15 protein-coding genes are annotated in these 19746 nt (G+C 70.2%); 8 read left to right on the top strand and 7 right to left on the bottom strand.

All coding sequences use genetic code 11. The annotated features are described in order from the left end of the window. Nucleotides 1–105: 105 nt before the first annotated feature. The 4 genes from B7P44_RS13455 (at nucleotide 106) to B7P44_RS13440 (ending at nucleotide 4503) form a co-directional block, all read left to right on the top strand. On the top strand, nucleotides 106–642 hold the full coding sequence (locus B7P44_RS13455) for a superoxide dismutase family protein (RefSeq protein ID WP_084904935.1): 537 nt from the start codon (nucleotides 106–108) through the stop codon (nucleotides 640–642). A gap of 114 nt (nucleotides 643–756) precedes the next feature. Continuing rightward, nucleotides 757–1326, top strand: a complete 570-nt coding sequence (gene dcd, locus B7P44_RS13450; protein WP_006398615.1) for a dCTP deaminase — start codon at nucleotides 757–759, stop codon at nucleotides 1324–1326. 85 nt (nucleotides 1327–1411) lie between these two features. Next, entirely contained in the window at nucleotides 1412–3691 is a 2280-nt protein-coding gene (locus B7P44_RS13445; RefSeq protein WP_084904932.1) for an arginine/lysine/ornithine decarboxylase, read from the top strand. Nucleotides 3692–3717: 26 nt separating this feature from the next. Then, nucleotides 3718–4503, top strand: a complete 786-nt coding sequence (locus B7P44_RS13440) for a lysozyme inhibitor LprI family protein (protein WP_193834326.1) — start codon at nucleotides 3718–3720, stop codon at nucleotides 4501–4503. 75 nt (nucleotides 4504–4578) lie between these two features. Here B7P44_RS13440 and B7P44_RS13435 read toward each other — a convergent pair whose 3' ends face one another. From B7P44_RS13435 to B7P44_RS13415, 5 genes are all read right to left on the bottom strand, one after another. Beyond that, a complete protein-coding gene (locus B7P44_RS13435) occupies nucleotides 4579–5259 on the bottom strand; it encodes an HAD family hydrolase (protein ID WP_084904926.1) in 681 nt (226 codons plus the stop codon). Between the two features lie 106 nt (nucleotides 5260–5365). Next, entirely contained in the window at nucleotides 5366–6775 is a 1410-nt protein-coding gene (argH, locus tag B7P44_RS13430; RefSeq protein WP_084904924.1) for an argininosuccinate lyase, read from the bottom strand. 86 nt (nucleotides 6776–6861) lie between these two features. Beyond that, nucleotides 6862–9162, bottom strand: coding sequence for a fimbria/pilus outer membrane usher protein (locus B7P44_RS13425; protein WP_231716686.1), 2301 nt, complete (start codon nucleotides 9160–9162; stop codon nucleotides 6862–6864). Nucleotides 9163–9247: 85 nt separating this feature from the next. Further along, a complete protein-coding gene (locus B7P44_RS13420) occupies nucleotides 9248–9958 on the bottom strand; it encodes a fimbrial biogenesis chaperone (protein WP_084904919.1) in 711 nt (236 codons plus the stop codon). Between the two features lie 6 nt (nucleotides 9959–9964). Continuing rightward, nucleotides 9965–10498, bottom strand: coding sequence for a Csu type fimbrial protein (locus B7P44_RS13415; protein WP_084904917.1), 534 nt, complete (start codon nucleotides 10496–10498; stop codon nucleotides 9965–9967). 277 nt (nucleotides 10499–10775) lie between these two features. On the opposite strand from B7P44_RS13415, the gene B7P44_RS13410 reads away from it, so the two are divergent. Further along, on the top strand, nucleotides 10776–11771 hold the full coding sequence (locus B7P44_RS13410) for a Csu type fimbrial protein (RefSeq protein WP_084904914.1): 996 nt from the start codon (nucleotides 10776–10778) through the stop codon (nucleotides 11769–11771). Between the two features lie 7 nt (nucleotides 11772–11778). On the opposite strand, the gene B7P44_RS13405 is transcribed toward B7P44_RS13410, so the two are convergent. After that, on the bottom strand, nucleotides 11779–12588 hold the full coding sequence (locus B7P44_RS13405; protein ID WP_084904911.1) for a helix-turn-helix transcriptional regulator: 810 nt from the start codon (nucleotides 12586–12588) through the stop codon (nucleotides 11779–11781). 135 nt (nucleotides 12589–12723) lie between these two features. Between B7P44_RS13405 and B7P44_RS13400 the strand changes: the two genes are divergently transcribed. After that, nucleotides 12724–13476 carry a class I SAM-dependent methyltransferase gene (locus B7P44_RS13400; RefSeq protein ID WP_084904910.1) on the top strand — a complete coding sequence of 251 codons (753 nt, stop codon included), beginning with the start codon at nucleotides 12724–12726 and terminating at the stop codon, nucleotides 13474–13476. A gap of 82 nt (nucleotides 13477–13558) precedes the next feature. On the opposite strand, the gene ppc is transcribed toward B7P44_RS13400, so the two are convergent. Continuing rightward, on the bottom strand, nucleotides 13559–16594 hold the full coding sequence (gene ppc / locus B7P44_RS13395) for a phosphoenolpyruvate carboxylase (RefSeq protein WP_084904907.1): 3036 nt from the start codon (nucleotides 16592–16594) through the stop codon (nucleotides 13559–13561). A 189-nt stretch (nucleotides 16595–16783) separates the two neighbouring features. Between ppc and hemC the strand changes: the two genes are divergently transcribed. Together hemC and hemDX are read left to right on the top strand one after the other, a co-directional pair. Further along, nucleotides 16784–17770 (top strand): hydroxymethylbilane synthase, encoded by a 987-nt coding sequence (gene hemC, locus B7P44_RS13385; RefSeq protein WP_084904905.1) that lies wholly within the window; start codon nucleotides 16784–16786, stop codon nucleotides 17768–17770. Next, nucleotides 17770–19746, top strand: a complete 1977-nt coding sequence (gene hemDX / locus B7P44_RS13380) for a fused uroporphyrinogen-III synthase HemD/membrane protein HemX (protein WP_084904902.1) — start codon at nucleotides 17770–17772, stop codon at nucleotides 19744–19746. Before hemC ends, hemDX begins: the two co-directional genes overlap by 1 nt.

Here is a 19746-nt window from a genome sequence, read left to right as displayed (position 1 = left end):
GTTTACGCCGCCGCGAGGCGCGGTATCATGGCGACTTTTCCAGGGTCCCTTTACCCGACCGGCGGGCGCCGCATCACACGCGGCGCCTGCCGGCATGAGGAACGCATGAACGAACGACATCACGGCGCGCGGGCCGGCAGCGTGCGGCACGCGCTGCTGGCCGCCGCCGCGCTGGGCCTCTTGGCCGGCTGTACTTCCTTTTCATCGACGCACGAAAAGCGCGCCGACGCGCAACTGCAACCGACCGTCGGATCGCAGACGCGCGGCATGGTGACGCTCGTCGAGCGCCCCGACGGCGTGCAGGTCACCTACAACCTGGTGGGCCTGCCGCCGAACAGCGACCATGCGCTGCAGGTGCACGAGCGCGGCGACTGCAACGCGGGCGACGGTTCGAGCGCCGGCCAGGTGTTCTCGCCGGCCGCCGACCGGCTGCGCGCGGGCGCCCGCGTCGCCGGCGATCTCGGCAACATCCACGCGGACGCGAACGGCGTCGCGGCCGGCTTCATCGTCGCGCCCGACCTGGCGCTCGACGGCGTGCGCTCGGCGCTCGGCCGCTCGGCGCTCGTGCATCGCGAACCGGGCGATCCGGCGTTCCCGCAGCACGGCGCGGGGCCCGCGCTCGCGTGCGGCGTGATCCGTTGATGAGAAGGGCCGCATGCGCGTCCGCGCGATCGCGTAAAATGTGCGCCTTTCCCGGCCGCCGCCGAGTGCGGGCGGCCCTCCTGACAGTCACGCAGCGTTTTCTGGCGCCCTGATATGAGCATCAAATCCGACAAGTGGATCCGGCGCATGGCCGAAGAGCACAAGATGATCGAGCCGTTCGTGCCCGATCAGGTCCGTGCGTCCGAAGACGGCCGCAGGATCGTCAGCTACGGCACGTCGAGCTACGGCTACGACATCCGCTGCGCCGACGAATTCAAGATCTTCACGAACATCAACTCGACGATCGTCGACCCGAAGAACTTCGACGAGGGTTCGTTTGTCGATTTCAAGGGCGACGTGTGCATCATCCCGCCGAACTCGTTCGCGCTGGCCCGCACCGTCGAATATTTCCGCATTCCGCGCACCGTGCTGACGGTCTGCCTCGGCAAGTCGACCTACGCGCGCTGCGGGATCATCGTCAACGTGACGCCGTTCGAACCCGAGTGGGAAGGCTACGTCACGCTGGAATTCTCGAACACCACGCCGTTGCCCGCGAAGATCTACGCCAACGAAGGCGTCGCCCAGGTGCTCTTCTTCGAGAGCGACGAGGTGTGCGACGTGTCGTATGCGGATCGCGGCGGCAAGTATCAGGGGCAACGGGGTGTCACGCTGCCGAAAACCTGATCTGGTTGCATACAGGAACACCGACCAGTTACCGGGTGACCGCCGCGCGTGAAGCGCTGCGGTCGTTCTTTTTGGAGAATCGCCCATGAAGTTTCGTTTCCCCGTCGTCATCATCGACGAAGATTTCCGCTCCGAGAACATCTCGGGCTCCGGCATCCGGGCACTGGCCGAAGCGATCGAGAAGGAGGGCGTCGAAGTCCTCGGCCTCACGAGCTACGGCGATCTGACGTCGTTCGCGCAGCAGTCGAGCCGCGCGTCGTGCTTCATCCTGTCGATCGACGACGACGAACTCATGCTCGGCGAGACCGGCCCGGACGGCGAGCTGCCCGAGCTGGCCACCGCGATCATCGAGCTGCGCGCGTTCGTCAGCGAAGTGCGCCGCCGCAACGCGGACATCCCGATCTTCCTGTACGGCGAGACGCGCACGTCGCGCCACCTGCCGAACGACATCCTGCGCGAGCTGCACGGCTTCATCCACATGTTCGAGGACACGCCGGAGTTCGTCGCGCGCCACATCATCCGCGAGGCGAAGGTCTATCTCGACTCGCTCGCGCCGCCGTTCTTCAAGGAACTGGTCAAGTACGCGGACGAAGGCTCGTACTCGTGGCACTGCCCGGGCCACTCGGGCGGCGTCGCGTTCCTGAAGAACCCGCTCGGCCAGATGTTCCACCAGTTCTTCGGCGAGAACATGCTGCGCGCGGACGTCTGCAACGCCGTCGACGAACTCGGCCAGCTGCTCGACCACACGGGCCCGGTGGCCGCGTCCGAGCGCAACGCCGCGCGCATCTTCAGCGCCGATCACCTGTTCTTCGTGACCAACGGCACGTCGACGTCGAACAAGATCGTCTGGCATGCGACGGTCGCGCCCGGCGACATCGTGCTCGTCGACCGCAACTGCCACAAGTCGATCCTGCACGCGATCACGATGACGGGCGCGATTCCGGTGTTCCTCACGCCGACGCGCAACCACTTCGGCATCATCGGCCCGATCCCGCGCGACGAGTTCAAGCCGGAGAACATCCGCAAGAAGATCGAGGCGAACCCGTTCGCGCGCGAGGCGATGCGCCAGAACCCGGAGATGAAGCCGCGGATCCTGACGATCACGCAGAGCACCTACGACGGCGTCGTCTACAACGTCGAGATGATCAAGGACCTGCTCGGCGACCTGCTCGACACGCTGCACTTCGACGAAGCGTGGCTGCCGCATGCGACGTTCCACGACTTCTACCGCGACATGCACGCGATCGGCGACGGCCGGCCGCGCACCGGCGCGCTGGTGTTCGCGACGCACTCGACGCACAAGCTGCTCGCCGGCATCTCGCAGGCGTCGCAGATCGTCGTGCAGGATTCGGAGAACCGCACGTTCGACAAGCACCGCTTCAACGAGGCGTACCTGATGCACACGTCGACGAGCCCGCAGTACGCGATCATCGCATCGTGCGACGTCGCGGCCGCGATGATGGAGCCGCCGGGCGGCACCGCGCTCGTCGAGGAATCGATCGCCGAGGCGATCGACTTCCGCCGCGCGATGCGCAAGGTGGACGCCGAGTACGGCGACGACTGGTTCTTCAGCGTGTGGGGGCCGGAAGACCTGGCGCAGGAAGGCATCGGCTCGCGCGAAGACTGGATGCTGAAGCCGAACGACCGCTGGCACGGCTTCGGCCCGCTCGCGGAAGGCTTCAACATGCTCGACCCGATCAAGGCGACGATCATCACGCCGGGGCTCGACGTGGACGGCGAATTCGGCGAGACCGGCATTCCGGCCGCGATCGTCACGAAGTACCTCGCCGAGCACGGGATCATCGTCGAGAAGACGGGCCTGTACTCGTTCTTCATCATGTTCACGATTGGCATCACGAAGGGCCGCTGGAACTCGATGGTGACCGAGCTGCAGCAGTTCAAGGACGACTACGACAACAACCAGCCGCTGTGGCGCGTGCTGCCGGAATTCGTCGCGCAGCATCCGCGCTACGAGCGCGTCGGCCTGCGCGACCTGTGCACGCAGATCCACGACGTTTACCGCGCGAACGACATCGCCCGCCTGACGACCGAGATGTACCTGTCGGACATGGAGCCGGCGATGAAGCCGTCCGACGCGTTTGCGAAGCTCGCGCACCGCAAGATCGACCGCGTGCCGCTCGACGAACTCGAAGGCCGCGTGACGAGCATCCTGCTGACGCCGTACCCGCCGGGCATTCCGCTGCTGATTCCGGGCGAGCGCTTCAACAAGACGATCGTCAACTACCTGCGGTTCGCGCGCGACTTCAACGAGCGCTTCCCGGGCTTCCACACCGACATCCACGGCCTCGTCGCGGAAGAGGTGAACGGGCGCGTCGAGTACTTCGTCGACTGCGTGCGCGATTGACGATGGCGCGAAATCGATTCGGGACGATGCGCGCGGCCGCGGCCGCGCTCGTCGCCTGGGCGGCCTGGTCGGCGGGGTTGGACGGGGCGCACGCGGAAGTCGCCGCGGCCGATCCGGTCGACGTCGCGATGCGGCAGTGCCTCGCGCAGCGCGATCGCTCGTCGACGGCCGGGCAGATCCAGTGCATGGGCGAAGCGCAGCAGCAGTGGCAGACGGTGATGGACGCCGCGTACAAGCGCCTGCTGAACGATGCGCCCGACGACGCGAAGCGCGGCTGGCAGGAGAGCCAGCGGCGCTGGCTCACGTGGCGCAAGGACGAAGCACTGCTGCTGAAGGCCGTCTACGACACGACGCGCGGCACGATGTACACGATGGCGAGCGCCGACACGCAGCTGCAGCCGGTGCGCGACCGCGCGCTCGCGCTGCGGGCGGCGGCCGATCGTTATGCGGCGCCGGCCGGCGGGCCGGGCGGGGCGACGCCGAAGGCGGCGGACAATGGCGCGTCGAACGCGGCGGCCGCCGGCCCGGCGAACACGCCGAAGAATGACGCGCGCGATCCGTCGCGCCGCATCCGGCCGTGCGAGCAGGACGCCGCGTGCGAGCACGCGCTGTTCGACCTGAACCGCTATTACCAGAAGCTGCGGCACAAGATGCCCGCGCATTCGGCTGCGACGCTCGTGCATGCGCAGCGCGCGTGGGTCGCATACCGCGACGCGACCGCGCCGCTCGTCGGCGAGGACGGGCGGATCGACCTGATCGGCGCGCGCATCGCGACGATGAAGCGCCTGTCGGAGACGGCCGGCAACAACTGACGGCCATGCGACGCAGTGCGCCAGGGAACGACGGGCACCGGAAGGTGCCCGTTTGCATTGGGGGCGCTTCGTTGCCTACGCGCGCTGCGCGTCGTGCGGCCCGAACCACGCCGGCACGAGCGCAAGCGCGTCGTCGAGCGACGCGAGCACGTGCAGGCTCAGCGTGACGATCTCGGGCGTGGGCGCCTTCAGGTCCGGCACGGTGACGACCGACGCGCCCGAGCCGGCCGCGGCCTGCGCGCCGAAATCGCTGTCCTCGAACGCGATGCACGCATGGGCCGGCACGCCGAGCCGTTCGGCGGCGAGCCGGTAGACGGCCGGGTCGGGCTTGCCGCGCGCGACTTCGTCGCCGCCCGCGAGCGCGTGGAAGAACGGCAGCGCGCCGACCGCGTCGAGCCGCGCGCGGATCACGTCGCGCGCGGACGACGACGCGACCGCGCACGGGATGCCGGCCTGCGCGAGCGCACTCAGCAGCGCGTGCGCGCCGGGCTTCAGCGGGAATTTCGGATGGGGCTCCGGCGCGGCGAGGCGTTCGCGCACGCGCGTACGCACCGCGTCGAACGTGCCGGCGTCGCCGATGATACCCGCGAGGATCGTCTGGCCTTCCGCGAACGAGCGGCCGACGATCTGCAGGTAGTCGGCGACGGACAGCCCGACGCCGTGCGCGCGGGCGACGTCGATCCACGTGTTCATGATCGTCCGCTCGGAATCGATGAGCAGGCCGTCCATGTCGAAGATCGCGGCGGAAAACGTCATTGCGGAGGTCCGGGAGTCGGGGGAGAAGGCGGGCGATGCACGCAAGGTGCCGCGGCCCGCATCAACGAAAAACGGACGCCGCAGGGGCGTCCGTTCGTAGCGAAGCTTACTTGCCGAGCGCCGCGCGCGCGGCCTTCACGGCGGCGCGCACCTGGTCCGGCGCGGTGCCGCCCGGGTGGTTGCGGCTCGCGACCGAGCCTTCGAGCGTCAGGTAGCCGAACACGTCGTCGCCGATCAGGTGCGCGACGTTCGGCAGCTCCTGCTTCATCTCGTCGAGCGTCAGGTCGGCGAGGTCGATGCCGCGATCGTCGCAGATCCGCACCGCGTGCGCGACCGCCTCGTGCGCGTCGCGGAACGGCAGGCCGCGCTTCACGAGGTAGTCGGCGAGGTCGGTCGCGGTCGAGAAGCCCTGCAGCGCCGCCGCGCGCATCGCGTCCGGCTTCACGGTGATGCCCGCGACCATCTCGGCGAAGATCCGCAGCGTGTCGGCGACGGTGTCGACCGTGTCGAACAGCGGTTCCTTGTCTTCCTGGTTGTCCTTGTTGTACGCGAGCGGCTGGCCCTTCATCAGCGTGAGCAGCGCCATCAGGTGGCCGTTCACGCGGCCGGTCTTGCCGCGCGCGAGTTCGGGCACGTCCGGGTTCTTCTTCTGCGGCATGATCGAGCTGCCGGTGCAGAAGCGGTCGGCGATGTCGATGAAGCCGACGCGCGGGCTCATCCACAGCACGAGCTCTTCGGAGAAGCGCGACACGTGCGTCATCACGAGCGCGGCGGCGGCGGTGAATTCGATCGCGAAGTCGCGATCCGACACCGCGTCGAGCGAGTTCGCGCAGATGCCGTCGAAGCCGAGCGTCTTCGCGACCGCGTGACGGTCGATCGGGTAGCTCGTGCCGGCGAGCGCGGCCGCGCCGAGCGGCAGGCGGTTCACGCGGGTACGGCAGTCGCGCATGCGCTCGGCGTCGCGCGAGAACATCTCGACGTACGCGAGCAGGTGGTGGCCGAACGTGACCGGCTGCGCGACCTGCAGGTGCGTGAAGCCGGGCATGATCGTGTCGGCGTTCTGTTCCGCGAGGTCGATCAGCGCGCCGCGCAGGTCGCCGAGCAGGCCGCCGATGCGGTCGATCTCGCCGCGCAGCCACAGGCGGATGTCGGTCGCGACCTGGTCGTTGCGCGAGCGGCCCGTGTGCAGACGCTTGCCGGCGTCGCCGATCAGCGCGGTCAGGCGCGCCTCGATGTTCAGGTGGACGTCCTCGAGGTCGAGCTGCCAATCGAATTCGCCGCGCTCGATCTCGCCCTGGATCTGCGCCATCCCGCGTTCGATCGCCGCCAGGTCGTCGGCGCTGATGATCTTCTGCGCCGCGAGCATCTTCGCGTGCGCGAGCGAGCCGGCGATGTCGACGAGCGCGAGGCGCTTGTCGAAAAACACCGACGACGTGTAGCGCTTGACCAGCTCGGACATCGGTTCCGAGAAGCGGGCCGACCAGGCCTCGCCCTTTTTGTGCAGTTGGGACGTCATGGCGAATCTTCGAAGGGTGTTGGGCGGCGTGCGCCGCGAGGGAATCGGGAGATTTTAGCATTCGCCGCCGCGCGACCGGGCGGGCGTCAGCGCAGCGCGCAGGTCAGCGGGCCGATGCGCGGCAGCGTGCCGTCGTCCGGGCGCCGGTACGCGAATTCGACGCTGCAGCGGCGTCCGTTGCCGGCAATCTCCAGATGATTGTCGGCCACGAGGCCGTCGACGAAGGTGAGGCCGTCGTAGCCGACGATCGTGCGCTGCCCGCTTTCGACGTGGACGACTTCGAGGCCGGGCGGCAGCGGCGCGCCGTCGGGCGTGCGCAGCGCGATCGACGCGGCGCTATAGCGCGTGACCGTAAACCGCGCGAGCACGCCGGAGCGGGCCTGCGGCACGACGTCGAGCGACGTGTCCGCGATGCGCGCATCGGCCGGCAGCGTCGTGCCGTCGATGCCGACGCGGTTGTTCTGGTACGCGTTGAGGTCGGGCACCAGCAGATAGCCGGCGCGATCGGTCTCGCCGATCAGCCGGTTCTGGTGCACCACCGGCACGCGTCCCGCGTCGGTCGACACGAGCGCGAAGCCGTCGTCGATGCGGCGCGCCGTCATCAGCCGGCCGTTCATCAGCACGAGCGCGCCGGCGACGTCGACCGCCGCGTTGCGCTCGCCGCCGAACGACTGCCCGAGCAGCGTGACCTGGCCCGAGCGGCCGAGATACTGCAGTTGCCCCTGGCCATAGCGCATCCCGCCGTTCCCGCCGGCCTGCACGTTCCAGCCGAAGCCGCCGTCGTAGTCTGGCGCGCGCGACGCGTTGACCGCGTAGGTCGACTTGCCGTTCTGGCGGCCGGCGCTGGCGGCGATCGACGTGTTGTCGCCGAGGCCGATGCTCAGGCTGATGAAGAAGCCGCGCGCGTCGTGCTGCCGGAAGTCCTGGAAGGCGCTGACGGTCATCGACGCGCGCCACCCGAAGTTCACCGACCACGCAGCCGAACCGATTCGCGACGCGGGGGCGCCCGGGTACTTGAGGCCGAGATAGCTGAACGACAGCGTCTGCGCGTGGAGGAACGGCAACGACACCGTGACGCGGTCGCTCGCGGTCGCCACCGGCACGCCCTCCCGGGAGCCGAGGTCGCCGTAGCCGTGGAATGCGCGCAGCGTCTGCGCGTCGACCGAGAAGCGCGGCGTCACGTACTGGTAGCCGAGGCCTGCCTGCGCGCCGGAGAAGCGGCCCGCGCTTACGGCCAGCGACGCGTTCGCGACGCCCGCGTCGCCGACGCGCGCGAGCACGCCCGCGCCGGCGTTGTAGACGCCGCTCGTCGCTTCGGCGTGCGCTTCGGCGGTCAGCCGGTCGTTGATCCCGTAGCGCAGCGATCCGCTCGCGGCCGGCGTGCGCGCATAGTCGAACGTGTCGAGGCCATACGCGCGGCGCAGGAAGCCCGCTTCCGCCGAATAGCTCGCGAGGCCGGGCGCGAGCAGGCGCGTGTCGACGTAGAGCGGGATCGACGTGGTGATCGTGCGGCCGAGCGCGTCGCGCGTGATCACGGTCGCGTTGCCGGCGCCGGTGATGCCCGGGACGCTGTTGATCACGAACGGACCGCTCGGGACGGCGCCGCTGAACTGGCGCACGTTGTTCACGTACAGGTCGACCGCCGACGGCACGACCGCGCTGCCGGACAGCGCCGGCACCGGGAAGGTCACGAGGTCGGGGCGCAGCCCGAAGTTGCTGCGCCACTGCACGCCGCCGAGACGCAGCGAACGGGTCCACGACAGCGACGACGAGATGGTGTCGCCGATCTGCGTCGTCGCGAGCGCGCGCGGGTTCGACATCGTCCAGGACGTGTCGTAGCGCACGTAGCGCTGCCGGTCGCGATACAGGTACGCGATGCCGGTGTTGCTGAACACGCCCGCCGGGTCGAAGTAGCGCGCTTCGCTCCAGATCGCGAGCGGCGCGTGCGCGGCGGTCTGCGCGTACGCATCGTAGTTCAGCACGATGCCGCGCCCGGACGTGGCCGGCGGCGTGGCGGCGAGCGCGCGCGTGTCGAACGTGTGCGGAATGCGCAGCGCGTCGGGCACCCGCAGGTCGATCGTCTGGCGGCCGGGGTCGTAGTCGTAGCGCACGCCTTCGAGGGTGTCGAGCGCGACCAGCGCGTTCGACGGCGCATGCGTGCGGTCGCCGGCCGCGATGCCGAGGTCGTTCAGGTCGGCCGAGGCCGCGAACAGGCGTCCGTCGACCAGCTGGAAGCGCGCGATCCGGTGCGTCGGTTCGCCGTTGATCGACACGTCGAGGTACAGCGCGCCGGGTGCCGGAGCGGCGGGCGGCGGCACGGGCGCCGGTGCCGCGCAGGCGGCGTGCGGCCCGAGCGCGACGCCGGCCGATATCGCGACGGCCAGCAGCGCATGTCGCCCGCAGGGCGTCGGTCGGTCGGCGAATCGCGTCGTCGGCGCGCGCAACGTGAAGGGAGGGCGGCTGGCGTCCGGTTCAAGGCGGCGTCAGCCGCGCCTCGACCGGTTGCGTGTTGACGGTCGCCCGGACCTTCACGAACGGCGCCTTGCGGGCATCGAGCCCGAGCGGCCAGCGCCGCACGCTGCCGGCCAGCGCGTAGCCGAGCAGTCCGTGCGTGACCTCGTGCGCATTGCCTTGCGCATCGACGAGCCGCACCGCGGAGATCTGCGCGCGCCGGCCGCCGAGATTCGCGACCGACAGCTGCCAGCCCCGCGGGTCGGCTTCGACGCGCCAGTCGAGCTTTGGCGGCGCGGGCGTCCTGTCGGGTTCGACGAACACGGGAACCGAGTAGCGCAGGCGCAGCGTGACACCGTTCGCCACCGGCGTGCCGGGCGCGGGCAGTTCGTCGATCAGCACCCGATAGCTTTCCTCGGCGGCCGGCGCCGCGAGCGTCGTGCGCACGAGGCGGATCAATTGCTCGGCGTTCGCGCCGATCTGCAGCAGCGGCGGCGACGCGGCGAGCGAATCGGTCGGCGTCAGCACGTCGTCGCCGTTCTCCTGCGTCCAGCGGAACGTGCGGACCTGGCCGTAGATCGGCTGCGCGCCGGAGTTGCTGAGCGTGACGCCGGCCGCCGCCGCCGACGGCGCGAGTTCGAGCGTCACCGGCGAAATCTGCAGGGTCGCCGCCGACGCGGCTGCGCTGAACGCGGCGCACAGCGCGGCGAAGAGACGGGGGCGGATCGCCACGGCGCGTCAGAAATAGACGGTCGCGGTGACGGCTGCCTGATAGGTGTCCGGCTTCGGCGTGGTTTGGGTCTGCACCTGGCCGTATACGTTCACCGTCTGGGCGGACCCGTTGCCGGTGCCGCCGACGGTGTCGGTGCCTTGCGTATTCCCCCAGATCGTCGTATGGCCGGAGTCCTGGTAGAGCTGGAAGCCGAGCGTCGTGCTCGTGTTGCCGCTGGCCGTGCCGGCCATCAGCCGCGCGGAGACCGTCGAGCCCGAGACGCCGCCCGCATCGAGCCCGACGTTGTACGGCGTCGAGTTCGAGCAGGTGATGGAGAGCGTGGTCTGCTGGTTGATCGCCGACGTCAGCACGCCGCTGGTGCCGAATGCCAGCGGGTTCGCGGACACCGAGCAGTTTGCCTGGATCGTCAGCGTGACGTTGAATTGCGCGGTGGCGGTGCCGTTCGAGTAGGTGGCAGCGGCGACGGGGCGCCATGCCGGCGTGATGGCGAGGGTGGCTGCGAAGGCAGCCGACAGTCCGCGACGTGTGGTGGCATTCATTGTGATTGTCTCCAGCCGTTCAAGAAGTGTCGCCCGGCTCGCGGTGCCCGACCCGCGTGATGCGCCGCCGATTCGACGGAACCGCACATTCGTCTGACAGAACTAGACTACTCTACGCATTTGGTTGTGCGCAATGGTAGAAATGCGGTCTCGGCTTGCATTATTCGGACATAACGCGGGCCGGCGGATTGATCCGGGTCAACCACCGGCGTGACAGACGGGCCCGCGGCGGCTGCGGCGGGCAGTCGTGCCGGAGGTCCTTTTGACAGGGAAAACCATGACGGACGAACGGAGCGGGCGGGCGCGCCGGTGCCTGCGCTGGGTGGCGTGCTGGCTGCTGGCCGCGGCGCTGGGCGCGCCGTGGCTGTCCGCGCGCGCGGACAGCTGCACGGTGAGCGCGCCGACGACGAGCTTCGGCTCGGTCAGCCCGATCACCCAGGCCGCGTACACGACGACCAGCACGGTGAGCGTGACGTGCACGTGGGATACGGTCAGCCTCAATACGACCGCGCTCGTCTGCCTGAACCTCACCGGGACCCCGCGCGCGCTGACCAACGGGGCGAACCAGATGCAGTACGACCTGTACCAGGATGCGGGCTATACGCAGTCCTGGGGCGCGGTCGCCAGCGGCACGACGCCGCTGTCGGTCACGCTGACGAGGCCGGGGGTCGGCACGACCGCGAACGCGAACCTGACCGTCTACGGCCGCATCGCGCCGAACCAGCCGACGGTGCCGAGCGTCAACAACAGCAGCACGGTCTACGCGCAGACGTTCGCCGGGAACCAGGCGTCGTACAGCTACAACTTCGCGCTGCTCGGCATCCAGCTGACGCCATGCACGTCCCAAGCGTCGGCCGGAACGTTCTCGTATGCCGCGAACGCGACCGTCGTGAACAATTGCTTCATCAGTGCGACGAATGTTGCATTTCCCGTAGCGGGCGTGCTGGCGTCGCCGCTGACGGCGACCGGCTCGATCAGTGCGCAGTGCACGAACGGCGATGCGTACCAGATCGCGCTGAACGGCGGCGGCAGCGCCAACGTCGCCGCGCGCACGATGCAGCGCTCGGGCGGCGGGGGCGCGGTCGGCTACCAGCTCTACCAGGACGCCGGCCATACGACGCCGTGGGGCGACGGCACCGGCGGCACGTCGATGGCGACGGGCACCGGCAGCGGGGTCGCGCAGTCGATCACGGTCTACGGGCGCGTGCCCGCGCAGACCACGCCCGCGCCGGGCAGCTACAGCGACACGATCACCGCGACGATCAGCTTCTGATTCGCCGTCACTCGCGCACCAGCACGACGAGCTTCAGGTCTTCGCGATGCGCGGGCTTCAGCGTGATCTGCTGGTAGACGAGCCGCCCGTCGGCCGGGTGGTCGAATTCGCGCTGGCCGCCTTCGCGCTCGAACACGTCCTGCGACGCCCAGTACTGCGCGAACGCGTCGCTGCCGGCCGTCAACGCGTCGATCAGCGCGCGGGTCGGCACGTCGTTCAGGTGGCGGATCGAGTCGGCGCGGAATTCGGCGGCGAGCCGGCGCGCGCGGGTCTCCCAGTCGACGATCAGCGTGCGCGCGGCCGGCGCCATGAACACGAAGCGCAGCAGGTTGCGGTCATGGTCGCCGTCGAGCCAGCCGGTGAACAGCGCGGCGGCGGGCGGGTTCCACGCGAGCGCGTTCCACTGGCGGTCGAGCACGTACGCGGGCGTCGCGATCGCGGCGACGGTCGCGGCAAGCGTCGGCGGCAGGTCGCCGGCGGCGACGTCCGGCTCGGCCGGGTCGCGCTGCGCGGCCAGTTCGAACAGGTACGCGCGCTCGGCCCGCGACAGCTGCAGTGCGACCGCGATCCGCGCGAGCGCGTCGGCCGACGCGGACACCGGGCGGCCCTGTTCGATCCACGTGTACCAGGTCGGGCTGACGCCGCACAGCTGCGCGACTTCCTCGCGCCGCAGCCCCGGCGTGCGGCGGCGCGGGCCGGGCGGCAGGCCGACCGCCTGCGGCGACAGGCGCTCGCGGTGCGCGCGGATGAAATCGCCGAGCGCGTGGGCGGGCGTCGCGTCGAGCGGCGGGGTGGGGGCGGCGGGCGGATGGCTCATGCGAAATCGTCAGGCGGGTGGATCGAATACCAGAATAACTGCTTAACTTGTACTGGTACATGGGCGGGCCTATTGTAGCGGCTCACGCGTCTGCCCGCATCGGCGCGGACAGTCCCCACCAAGGAGAAGAGTGCGATGAAACATCACGACCAGGTTGCCGACGCGTTCGGCGCGACTGCCGCCGCCTATCTGACGAGCACGGTCCATGCGACCGGCGCCGACTTGCAGGCGCTCGCCGACGCGGTGCGGGCGACGCCGGACGGCACGGTGCTCGACCTGGGCTGCGGCGCGGGCCACGCGAGCTTCGCGGTCGCGCCGCACGTGCGCGAAGTCGTCGCCTACGACCTCGCGCCGCAGATGCTCGCGACCGTCGACGCGGCGGCGCGCGAGCGCGGCTTCGCGAACCTCCGCACCTGCCACGGGCCGGCGGAGCGGCTGCCGTTCGACGCGGCGACGTTCGACTGGGTCGTGAGCCGGATGAGCGCGCACCACTGGCACGACGTGCCCGCTGCGCTCGCCGAGGCGCGCCGGGTGCTGAAGCCGGGCGGCCGCGTGCTGATGATCGACATCGCCGGCCCCGACCATCCGCTGCTCGACACCTATCTGCAGGCGCTGGAGGTGCTGCGCGACGCGTCGCACGTGCGCAACTACCGGGCCGACGAATGGCTCGCGATGTTCCGCGACGCGGGCTTCGACGCGCAGGTGGCGAGCCGCTGGCGCCTGCCGATCGAGTTCGATTCGTGGGTCGCGCGGATGCGCACGCCGGCCGACAGCGTGACCGGGATCCGTGCGCTGTGGGCGCATGCGCCCGACGAGGTGCGCAGCCATTACGCGGTGCAGCCGGACGGCTCGTTCGAGCACGATGCGCTGCTGATCGACGCGCGCTGAAACAAAAAGGCCGCGACGCCCGGCCAGGCGCGTCGCGGCCAATGCATGGGCTGCGCGGCGCGTGCGTCGCACGCGCGGCGGATCAGCCCGTGTTGCGCAGGCCCGCCGCGATCCCGTTGATGGTCAGATGAATGCCGCGCCGCAGCCGCGCGTTGGTGTCGCCCGCGCGGTGCCGCTTGATCAGCTCGACCTGCAGGTGGTTCAGCGGATCGAGATACGGGAAGCGGTTCTTGATCGAACGCGCGAGCAGCGGGTTCGTCGCGAGCCGCGTGTCCTGGCCGGTGATCTCGGCCAGCGCCTGCGACGTGCGCTCCCACTCGGCGACGATCCGCTCGAACACGTGCTTGCGCAGCTTCTTGTCGGCGACGAGCTGCGCGTAGCGCGACGCGACCGCGAGATCGGTCTTCGCGAGCACCATGTCCATGTTCGACAGCAGGTTCGCGAAGAACGGCCAGGTCTTGTTCATCTTCTTCAGCAGCGCGAGGCGCTTGCCGCGCTCGGCGTCGTCCCTGGCGCCGTCGAGATACGCGGCGACCGCGCTGCCGAAGCCGTACCAGCCGGTCAGCAGCAGCCGGCACTGGCCCCACGAGAAGCCCCACGGAATCGCGCGCAGATCCTCGATCCGGCGATGCTTCGGGTCCTGCAGCTTGCGCGACGCGGGACGGCTGCCGATGTTCAGCTCGGCGATCTCGGAGATCGGCGTCGACGAGAAGAAGTAGTCGGTGAAGCCGGGCGTCTCGTAGACGAGCGCGCGGTACGCGGCCATCGCGGTGTCGGACAGCGCCTGCATGGCCGTCTCGAACGCGGGCAGCTGCGCGGGCGCGTTCGACTGCGGCAGCAGCGACGCCTCGAGCGTCGCGGCGACGACCGTTTCCAGGTTGCGGCGGCCGATTTCCGGGTTCGCGAACTTGCTGGCGATCACCTCGCCCTGTTCGGTCAGGCGGATCTGGCCGTTCACGGTGCCGGGCGGCTGCGACAGGATCGCCTGGTAGGTCGGGCCGCCGCCGCGGCCGACCGTGCCGCCGCGGCCGTGGAACAGGCGCAGCGTGATGCCGCGCTCGTGGAACAGGTCGACGAGCGCGAGCTCCGCGCGGTACAGCTCCCAGTTCGACGTGAGGAAGCCGCCGTCCTTGTTGCTGTCCGAGTAGCCGAGCATCACTTCCTGCTCGCCGCCCTGGTGCGCGACCAGCGCGTCGACGCCCGGCAGCGCGAAGTACTCGCGCATGATCCGCGACGCGTCGCGCAGGTCGGGGATCGTCTCGAACAGCGGGATCACCATCAGGCCGTTCTTCGCGCCGCCGTGCTTCGCACCTTCGCCGGTAGCACCGAGCGCGCCGTCGAGCAGGCCGGTTTCCTTCTGCAGCAGCAGCACCTCGACGAGGTCGCTGACCGTCTCGGTATGCGAAATGATGTAGTTGCGCACCGCGCGCGGGCCGAACTGCGCGCGCACCGCGCGCGCCTTCTCGAACACGCCGAGCTCGCTTTGCGCGAGCGCCGAGTATTCGAAGTACGGCAAGCGCAGCGGGCGGGGATCGGCGAGCGCGGCGAGCAGCGCGGCGAGCTTGTCGTCCTCGGACAGTGCCGCGTAGTCGGCCACGACGCCCGCGCGCGCGAACAGCTCGGCGACGACCGCCTCGTGGATGTCGGAGCTCTGCCGCAGGTCGATGCTCGCGAGATGGAAGCCGAACACCTCGGCCGCGCGCGCGAGCGGCGCGAGGCGCGGCGCGGCGAGCGACGCGCCGTGATGCTCGTCGAGCGATTCCATCAGCACCTTCAGGTCGTGCACGAATTCCTCGGAATCGGCATACGGCGTCGCGCGCACGGGCGCAGCTCCACGCCCGGCGCTGCGCACCGGCACCGTGCCTTCGCCGAGGCGCACGCGGGCGCTCGCCGCGAGCCGCGTGTAGATGCCGATCAGCGCGCGGCGGTACGGCTCGTCGACGCGGTGCGGCGACTGGTCCGGCGACGCGGCGGCGAGCGCCTTCACCGCATCGTTCGCGCCGACCAGCAGGTTCGACACCGACAGCTCGGCGCCGAGCTTGTGCACCTGTTCCAGGTAGTGCTCGAGGATCACCGCGGACTGGCGGTTGATCGCCTCGTCGAGCGTCGTGGCGGTCACGTTCGGGTTGCCGTCGCGGTCGCCGCCGATCCAGCTGCCCATCTGGAAGAACGCCGGCACGCGGGCGGGCAGGCCGTGCTCGGCGAGCGCGGCCTCGATGTCGCCGTACAGCGCGGGCAGCTCGTCGAGGAACGTCGCGCGGTAGTACGACAGCGCGTTCTCGATCTCGTCGCCGACGGTCAGGCGCGCGTCGCGCAGCATCCGGGTCTGCCACAGCGCGGTCACGCGCGCGCGCAGCATCGCCTCGTTGTGCTGGCGCTCGCGCGCGGTCAGCTCCTGGTCGCGCTCGGCGAGGAGGCGCGCGATGTCGTGCTGCGCGTCGAGGATGCTCTTGCGCTGCACCTCGGTCGGGTGCGCGGTGAGCACGGGCACGATCAGCGCGTCGTCGAAGAAGCGCTGCAGCACGCCCTTCGACGCGCCGCCCGCCTGCTTCAGCTGGTCGAGCGCGAACGCGAAGGTGCCGGGCTGCGGCGCGGAGCCGGCGAGCGCGTGGATGCGGCGGCGGCGGTTGTGGTGGCGGTCCTCGGCGATGTTCGCGAGGTGCGAGAAATAGCTGAACGCGCGTACGACGCTCACCGTCTGCTCGGGCGTCAGCTTGCGCAGTTTCTTCTCGAGCGTCTGCGCGGCCTCGCTGTCGTCCTCGCGGCGGAATTTCACCGCAGTCTGGCGGATTGTCTCGACGACGTCGAACACCGCGTCGCCTTCCTGTTCGCGCACGACGTCGCCGAGCAGGCGGCCGAGGAAGCGGATGTCCTCGAACAGCGGGCGGTCCTTGTCCTCGCGGGTGCGGGCGCCCGGCTTCGCGGCGACGGCGGCCGCGCCGTTCGCGGCGGGCTTGGCCGCGCGTTTCGTCTGTCGTATCGGGTCTTTCGGTTTCGTTGCCGGCTGGGTTGCCGATTTCGCACGACCGTTCGCGGCGGCGGCGGAGCCCGTCTGGGCGTCGGAGGAGGGCAAGGCAGCATTGCGGCGCGTCGCGCGCGCCGATCCGGAAGACTTCACGATGGGTTTCCTTGGGAAAGCTCGAGTGAAAGGGAACTGCGATCCAGCGACTGCGACTACTGCGGCACTTCCGCGCATCCGCGCCGCGGCCCGCGCCAGGCAGCGGCGGGCCGGCTCCGCGCCCGGGCGGGCGTGGGCGTGCGTGCTACTATTATTCGATCTTCAATCCCGTCCTTCGATGTTCCTGCAATGAATTCCGAGACTCTTTCGGCACAGCCGCCCGCGACGTTGACGATTGCTTCGCGCGAAAGCCGCCTGGCGATGTGGCAAGCCGAACATGTGCGTGATGCGCTGCGCAAATTATATCCAGCTTGTGACGTGAAAATCCTCGGGATGACGACCCGCGGCGATCAAATCCTCGACCGGACGCTGTCGAAGGTCGGCGGCAAGGGTCTGTTCGTCAAGGAACTCGAAAACGCGCTCGCGGACGGCCGCGCCGACCTCGCCGTGCATTCGCTGAAGGACGTGCCGATGGCGCTGCCCGACGGCTTCGCGCTCGCGGCGATCCTGAACCGCGAAGACCCGCGCGACGCGTTCGTGTCGAACGACTACGCGTCGCTCGACGCGCTGCCGGCCGGTGCCGTCGTCGGCACGTCGAGCCTGCGCCGCGAGGCGATGCTGCGCGCGCGCTACCCGCACCTGCAGGTGCAGCCGCTGCGCGGCAACCTCGACACGCGCCTGTCGAAGCTCGACCGCGGCGACTACGCGGCGATCATCCTCGCGGCGGCCGGGCTCAAGCGCCTCGGCCTCGACGCGCGGATCCGCGCGCTGATCAGCGTCGACGACAGCCCGCCCGCGGCGGGTCAGGGCGCGCTCGGCATCGAGATCGCGTCGCACCGGGCGGACGTCGCCGCGTGGCTCGCGCCGCTGCACGACCACGCGACCGCGCTGGCGGTCGAGGCCGAGCGGATGGTGTCGCGCGCGCTCGGCGGCAGCTGCGAGGTGCCGCTCGCCGCGCATGCGGTGTGGCGCGCGGGCGAGCTGTACCTGACGGGCCGCGTGTCGACGACCGACGGCAAGCGCGTGCTGACGTCCGAGGAATGCGCGTCGGTGATGACCACGGCCGACGCGCTCGCGCTCGGCCGCGCGGTCGCCGACGAGCTCGAGGCGCAGGGCGCGCTCGACATCGTCCACTCGTTGCTCGCCGGCTCGCAGGCCGGCAAGGGCGACGCCTGATGGCGGGCGGCGCACGCACGTTCACCGCCGTGCTGACGCGCCCGGACGGCCAGTCCGCCGGGCTCGCGTCGCAACTGGCGCAAGCCGGTTGCGACGTCCTCGATTTCCCGCTGATCGACATCGCGCCGCTCGACGATCCGGCGCCGCTTGCCGCCGCGTTCGCGGCGCTGGCCGACTACGCGCTCGTGATCTTCGTGTCGCCGAACGCGATCGACCGCGCGCTCGCGCAGTTCGGCGCGATCTGGCCGAATGCGCTGCCGGTCGGCGTCGTCGGTCCGGGTAGCGTCGCCGCGCTCGAGCGTCACGGCATCGCCGCGCCCGCGCACCGGGTGATCGCGCCGCAGGCGCCGGCCGACGGCAGCGCGCCGCATTACGATTCCGAAAGCCTGTTCGCGTGCATCGAAGCGGCGTTCGGCGGCGCGGCCGCGCTCGCCGGCCGGCGCGTGCTGATCGTGCGCGGCGACGGCGGCCGCGAATGGCTCGCCGAACGGCTGCGCGACGCCGGCGCGGACGTGCAGCTCGTCGCTGCGTACCGGCGCGTCGTGCCGGAGCCGCGCATCGGCGCGTGGGAGCGCGTGCATGCGCTGCTCGGCGGCGAGCCGCACGCGTGGCTCGTCACGAGCTCGGAAGGCGTGCGCAACCTGTACGAGCTTGCGCAGGCGCATCTCACCGAAGCGGAGATCGACGCGCTGAAGCATGCGCCGCTCGTGACGCCGCACCCGCGGATCGAGCAGACCGCGCGCGCATTGGGTTTTGATAGGATTACGCTGACCGGCGCGGGCGATGAGCGCATCGTCCGCGCGTTTCGATCGATGGCCGACGAGGCCGTCCAACCGGCGACAGCCGCACCGGTGACTAAACGCATGACAGATACCAACGATTCCAAAAGCGTCGCTTCCCAGCCGGCCGCTGCATCCGCCGCGCCGTCCAGTCCGCCTTACCTGTCGCCCGAGCCGCCCGCGCGCCGCAGCGGCAGCGCGTTCCTGTGGCTCGTCGTGGTCGTGCTCGGCTGCGCGGCGGGCGTCGGCGGCTATGCGCTGAACCGCAAGGTCGACCGGCTCGACGCCACGCTGGCGGCGCGCCAGAAGACGCTCGATGCGCAGGCCGCCGAGACGCGCACGAAGACCGAGCAGGCGCTCGCGAGCGCGCACCAGGTCGATACGCAGCTTGCGCAGCTCGACGGCAAGCTCGCCGATGCGCAGAACGCGCAGCAGGCGCTGCAGCAGCAATACCAGGATCTCGCGCGCAACCGCGACGCGTGGATGTTCGAGGAAGTCGACCAGATGCTGTCGAGCGCGAGCCAGCAACTGCAGCTGACGGGCAACACGCAGCTCGCGCTGATCGCGCTGCAGAACGCCGACGCGCGCCTCGCGAGCTCGCAGAGCGCGCAGGCCGTCACGGTGCGCAAGGCGCTCGCGCAGGACATCGAGAAGCTGAAGGCTGCGCCGTCCGCGGATCTCACCGGCCTCGCGATCAAGCTCGACGACGCGATCGCGAAGATCGACGCGCTGCCGCTCGCCGGCGAGGCGATCGTGCCGCATGCGGCGCCGAAGGCGAATACGGCGGCCGACGTCGCGAAAACGGCCGCCGCGACCGGCGAGCCGCGCTGGAAGGTCTGGTGGCAGGGCTTCTCGGCCGGCATCGGCGAGCAGCTGAAGGGTCTCGTGCAGGTGCGCCGGATCGACAACGCGGACGCGATGCTCGCGTCGCCCGACCAGGGCTACTTCGTGCGCGAGAACGTGAAGCTGCGGCTGCTGACCGCCCGGCTGTCGCTGCTCGCGCGCAACGACGCCGCGATGAAGGCCGACCTGCACGCGGCGCAGGGCTCGCTCGCGAAATACTTCGACCAGGCGGCGAAGGACACGCAGACCGTCGAGGATCTGCTCAAGCAGGTCGACGGCGCGTCGCTGACGGTCGCGGTGCCGAACCTGAACACGAGCCTGAACGCCGTTCAGCAGTTCAAGAGCCGGGGGTAA

Source organism: Burkholderia ubonensis subsp. mesacidophila (genome assembly GCF_002097715.1).
In the GTDB taxonomy this organism is placed as follows: Bacteria; Pseudomonadota; Gammaproteobacteria; order Burkholderiales; family Burkholderiaceae; genus Burkholderia; species Burkholderia mesacidophila.
Note: the sequence above shows the minus strand (reverse complement) of the source record. Positions and strands in the feature narration are given on the sequence as shown.

Coding starts and splice junctions, on each gene's coding strand:
- B7P44_RS13445 (WP_084904932.1), top strand. CDS start 1,412: ATGAAGTTTCGTTTCCCCGTCGTCATCATCGACGAAGATTTCCGCTCC.
- B7P44_RS13455 (WP_084904935.1), top strand. CDS start 106: ATGAACGAACGACATCACGGCGCGCGGGCCGGCAGCGTGCGGCACGCG.
- dcd (WP_006398615.1), top strand. CDS start 757: ATGAGCATCAAATCCGACAAGTGGATCCGGCGCATGGCCGAAGAGCAC.
- B7P44_RS13400 (WP_084904910.1), top strand. CDS start 12,724: ATGAAACATCACGACCAGGTTGCCGACGCGTTCGGCGCGACTGCCGCC.
- B7P44_RS13405 (WP_084904911.1), bottom strand. CDS start 12,588: ATGAGCCATCCGCCCGCCGCCCCCACCCCGCCGCTCGACGCGACGCCC.
- B7P44_RS13415 (WP_084904917.1), bottom strand. CDS start 10,498: ATGAATGCCACCACACGTCGCGGACTGTCGGCTGCCTTCGCAGCCACC.
- hemC (WP_084904905.1), top strand. CDS start 16,784: ATGAATTCCGAGACTCTTTCGGCACAGCCGCCCGCGACGTTGACGATT.
- B7P44_RS13440 (WP_193834326.1), top strand. CDS start 3,718: ATGCGCGCGGCCGCGGCCGCGCTCGTCGCCTGGGCGGCCTGGTCGGCG.
- B7P44_RS13410 (WP_084904914.1), top strand. CDS start 10,776: ATGACGGACGAACGGAGCGGGCGGGCGCGCCGGTGCCTGCGCTGGGTG.
- B7P44_RS13435 (WP_084904926.1), bottom strand. CDS start 5,259: ATGACGTTTTCCGCCGCGATCTTCGACATGGACGGCCTGCTCATCGAT.
- hemDX (WP_084904902.1), top strand. CDS start 17,770: ATGGCGGGCGGCGCACGCACGTTCACCGCCGTGCTGACGCGCCCGGAC.
- argH (WP_084904924.1), bottom strand. CDS start 6,775: ATGACGTCCCAACTGCACAAAAAGGGCGAGGCCTGGTCGGCCCGCTTC.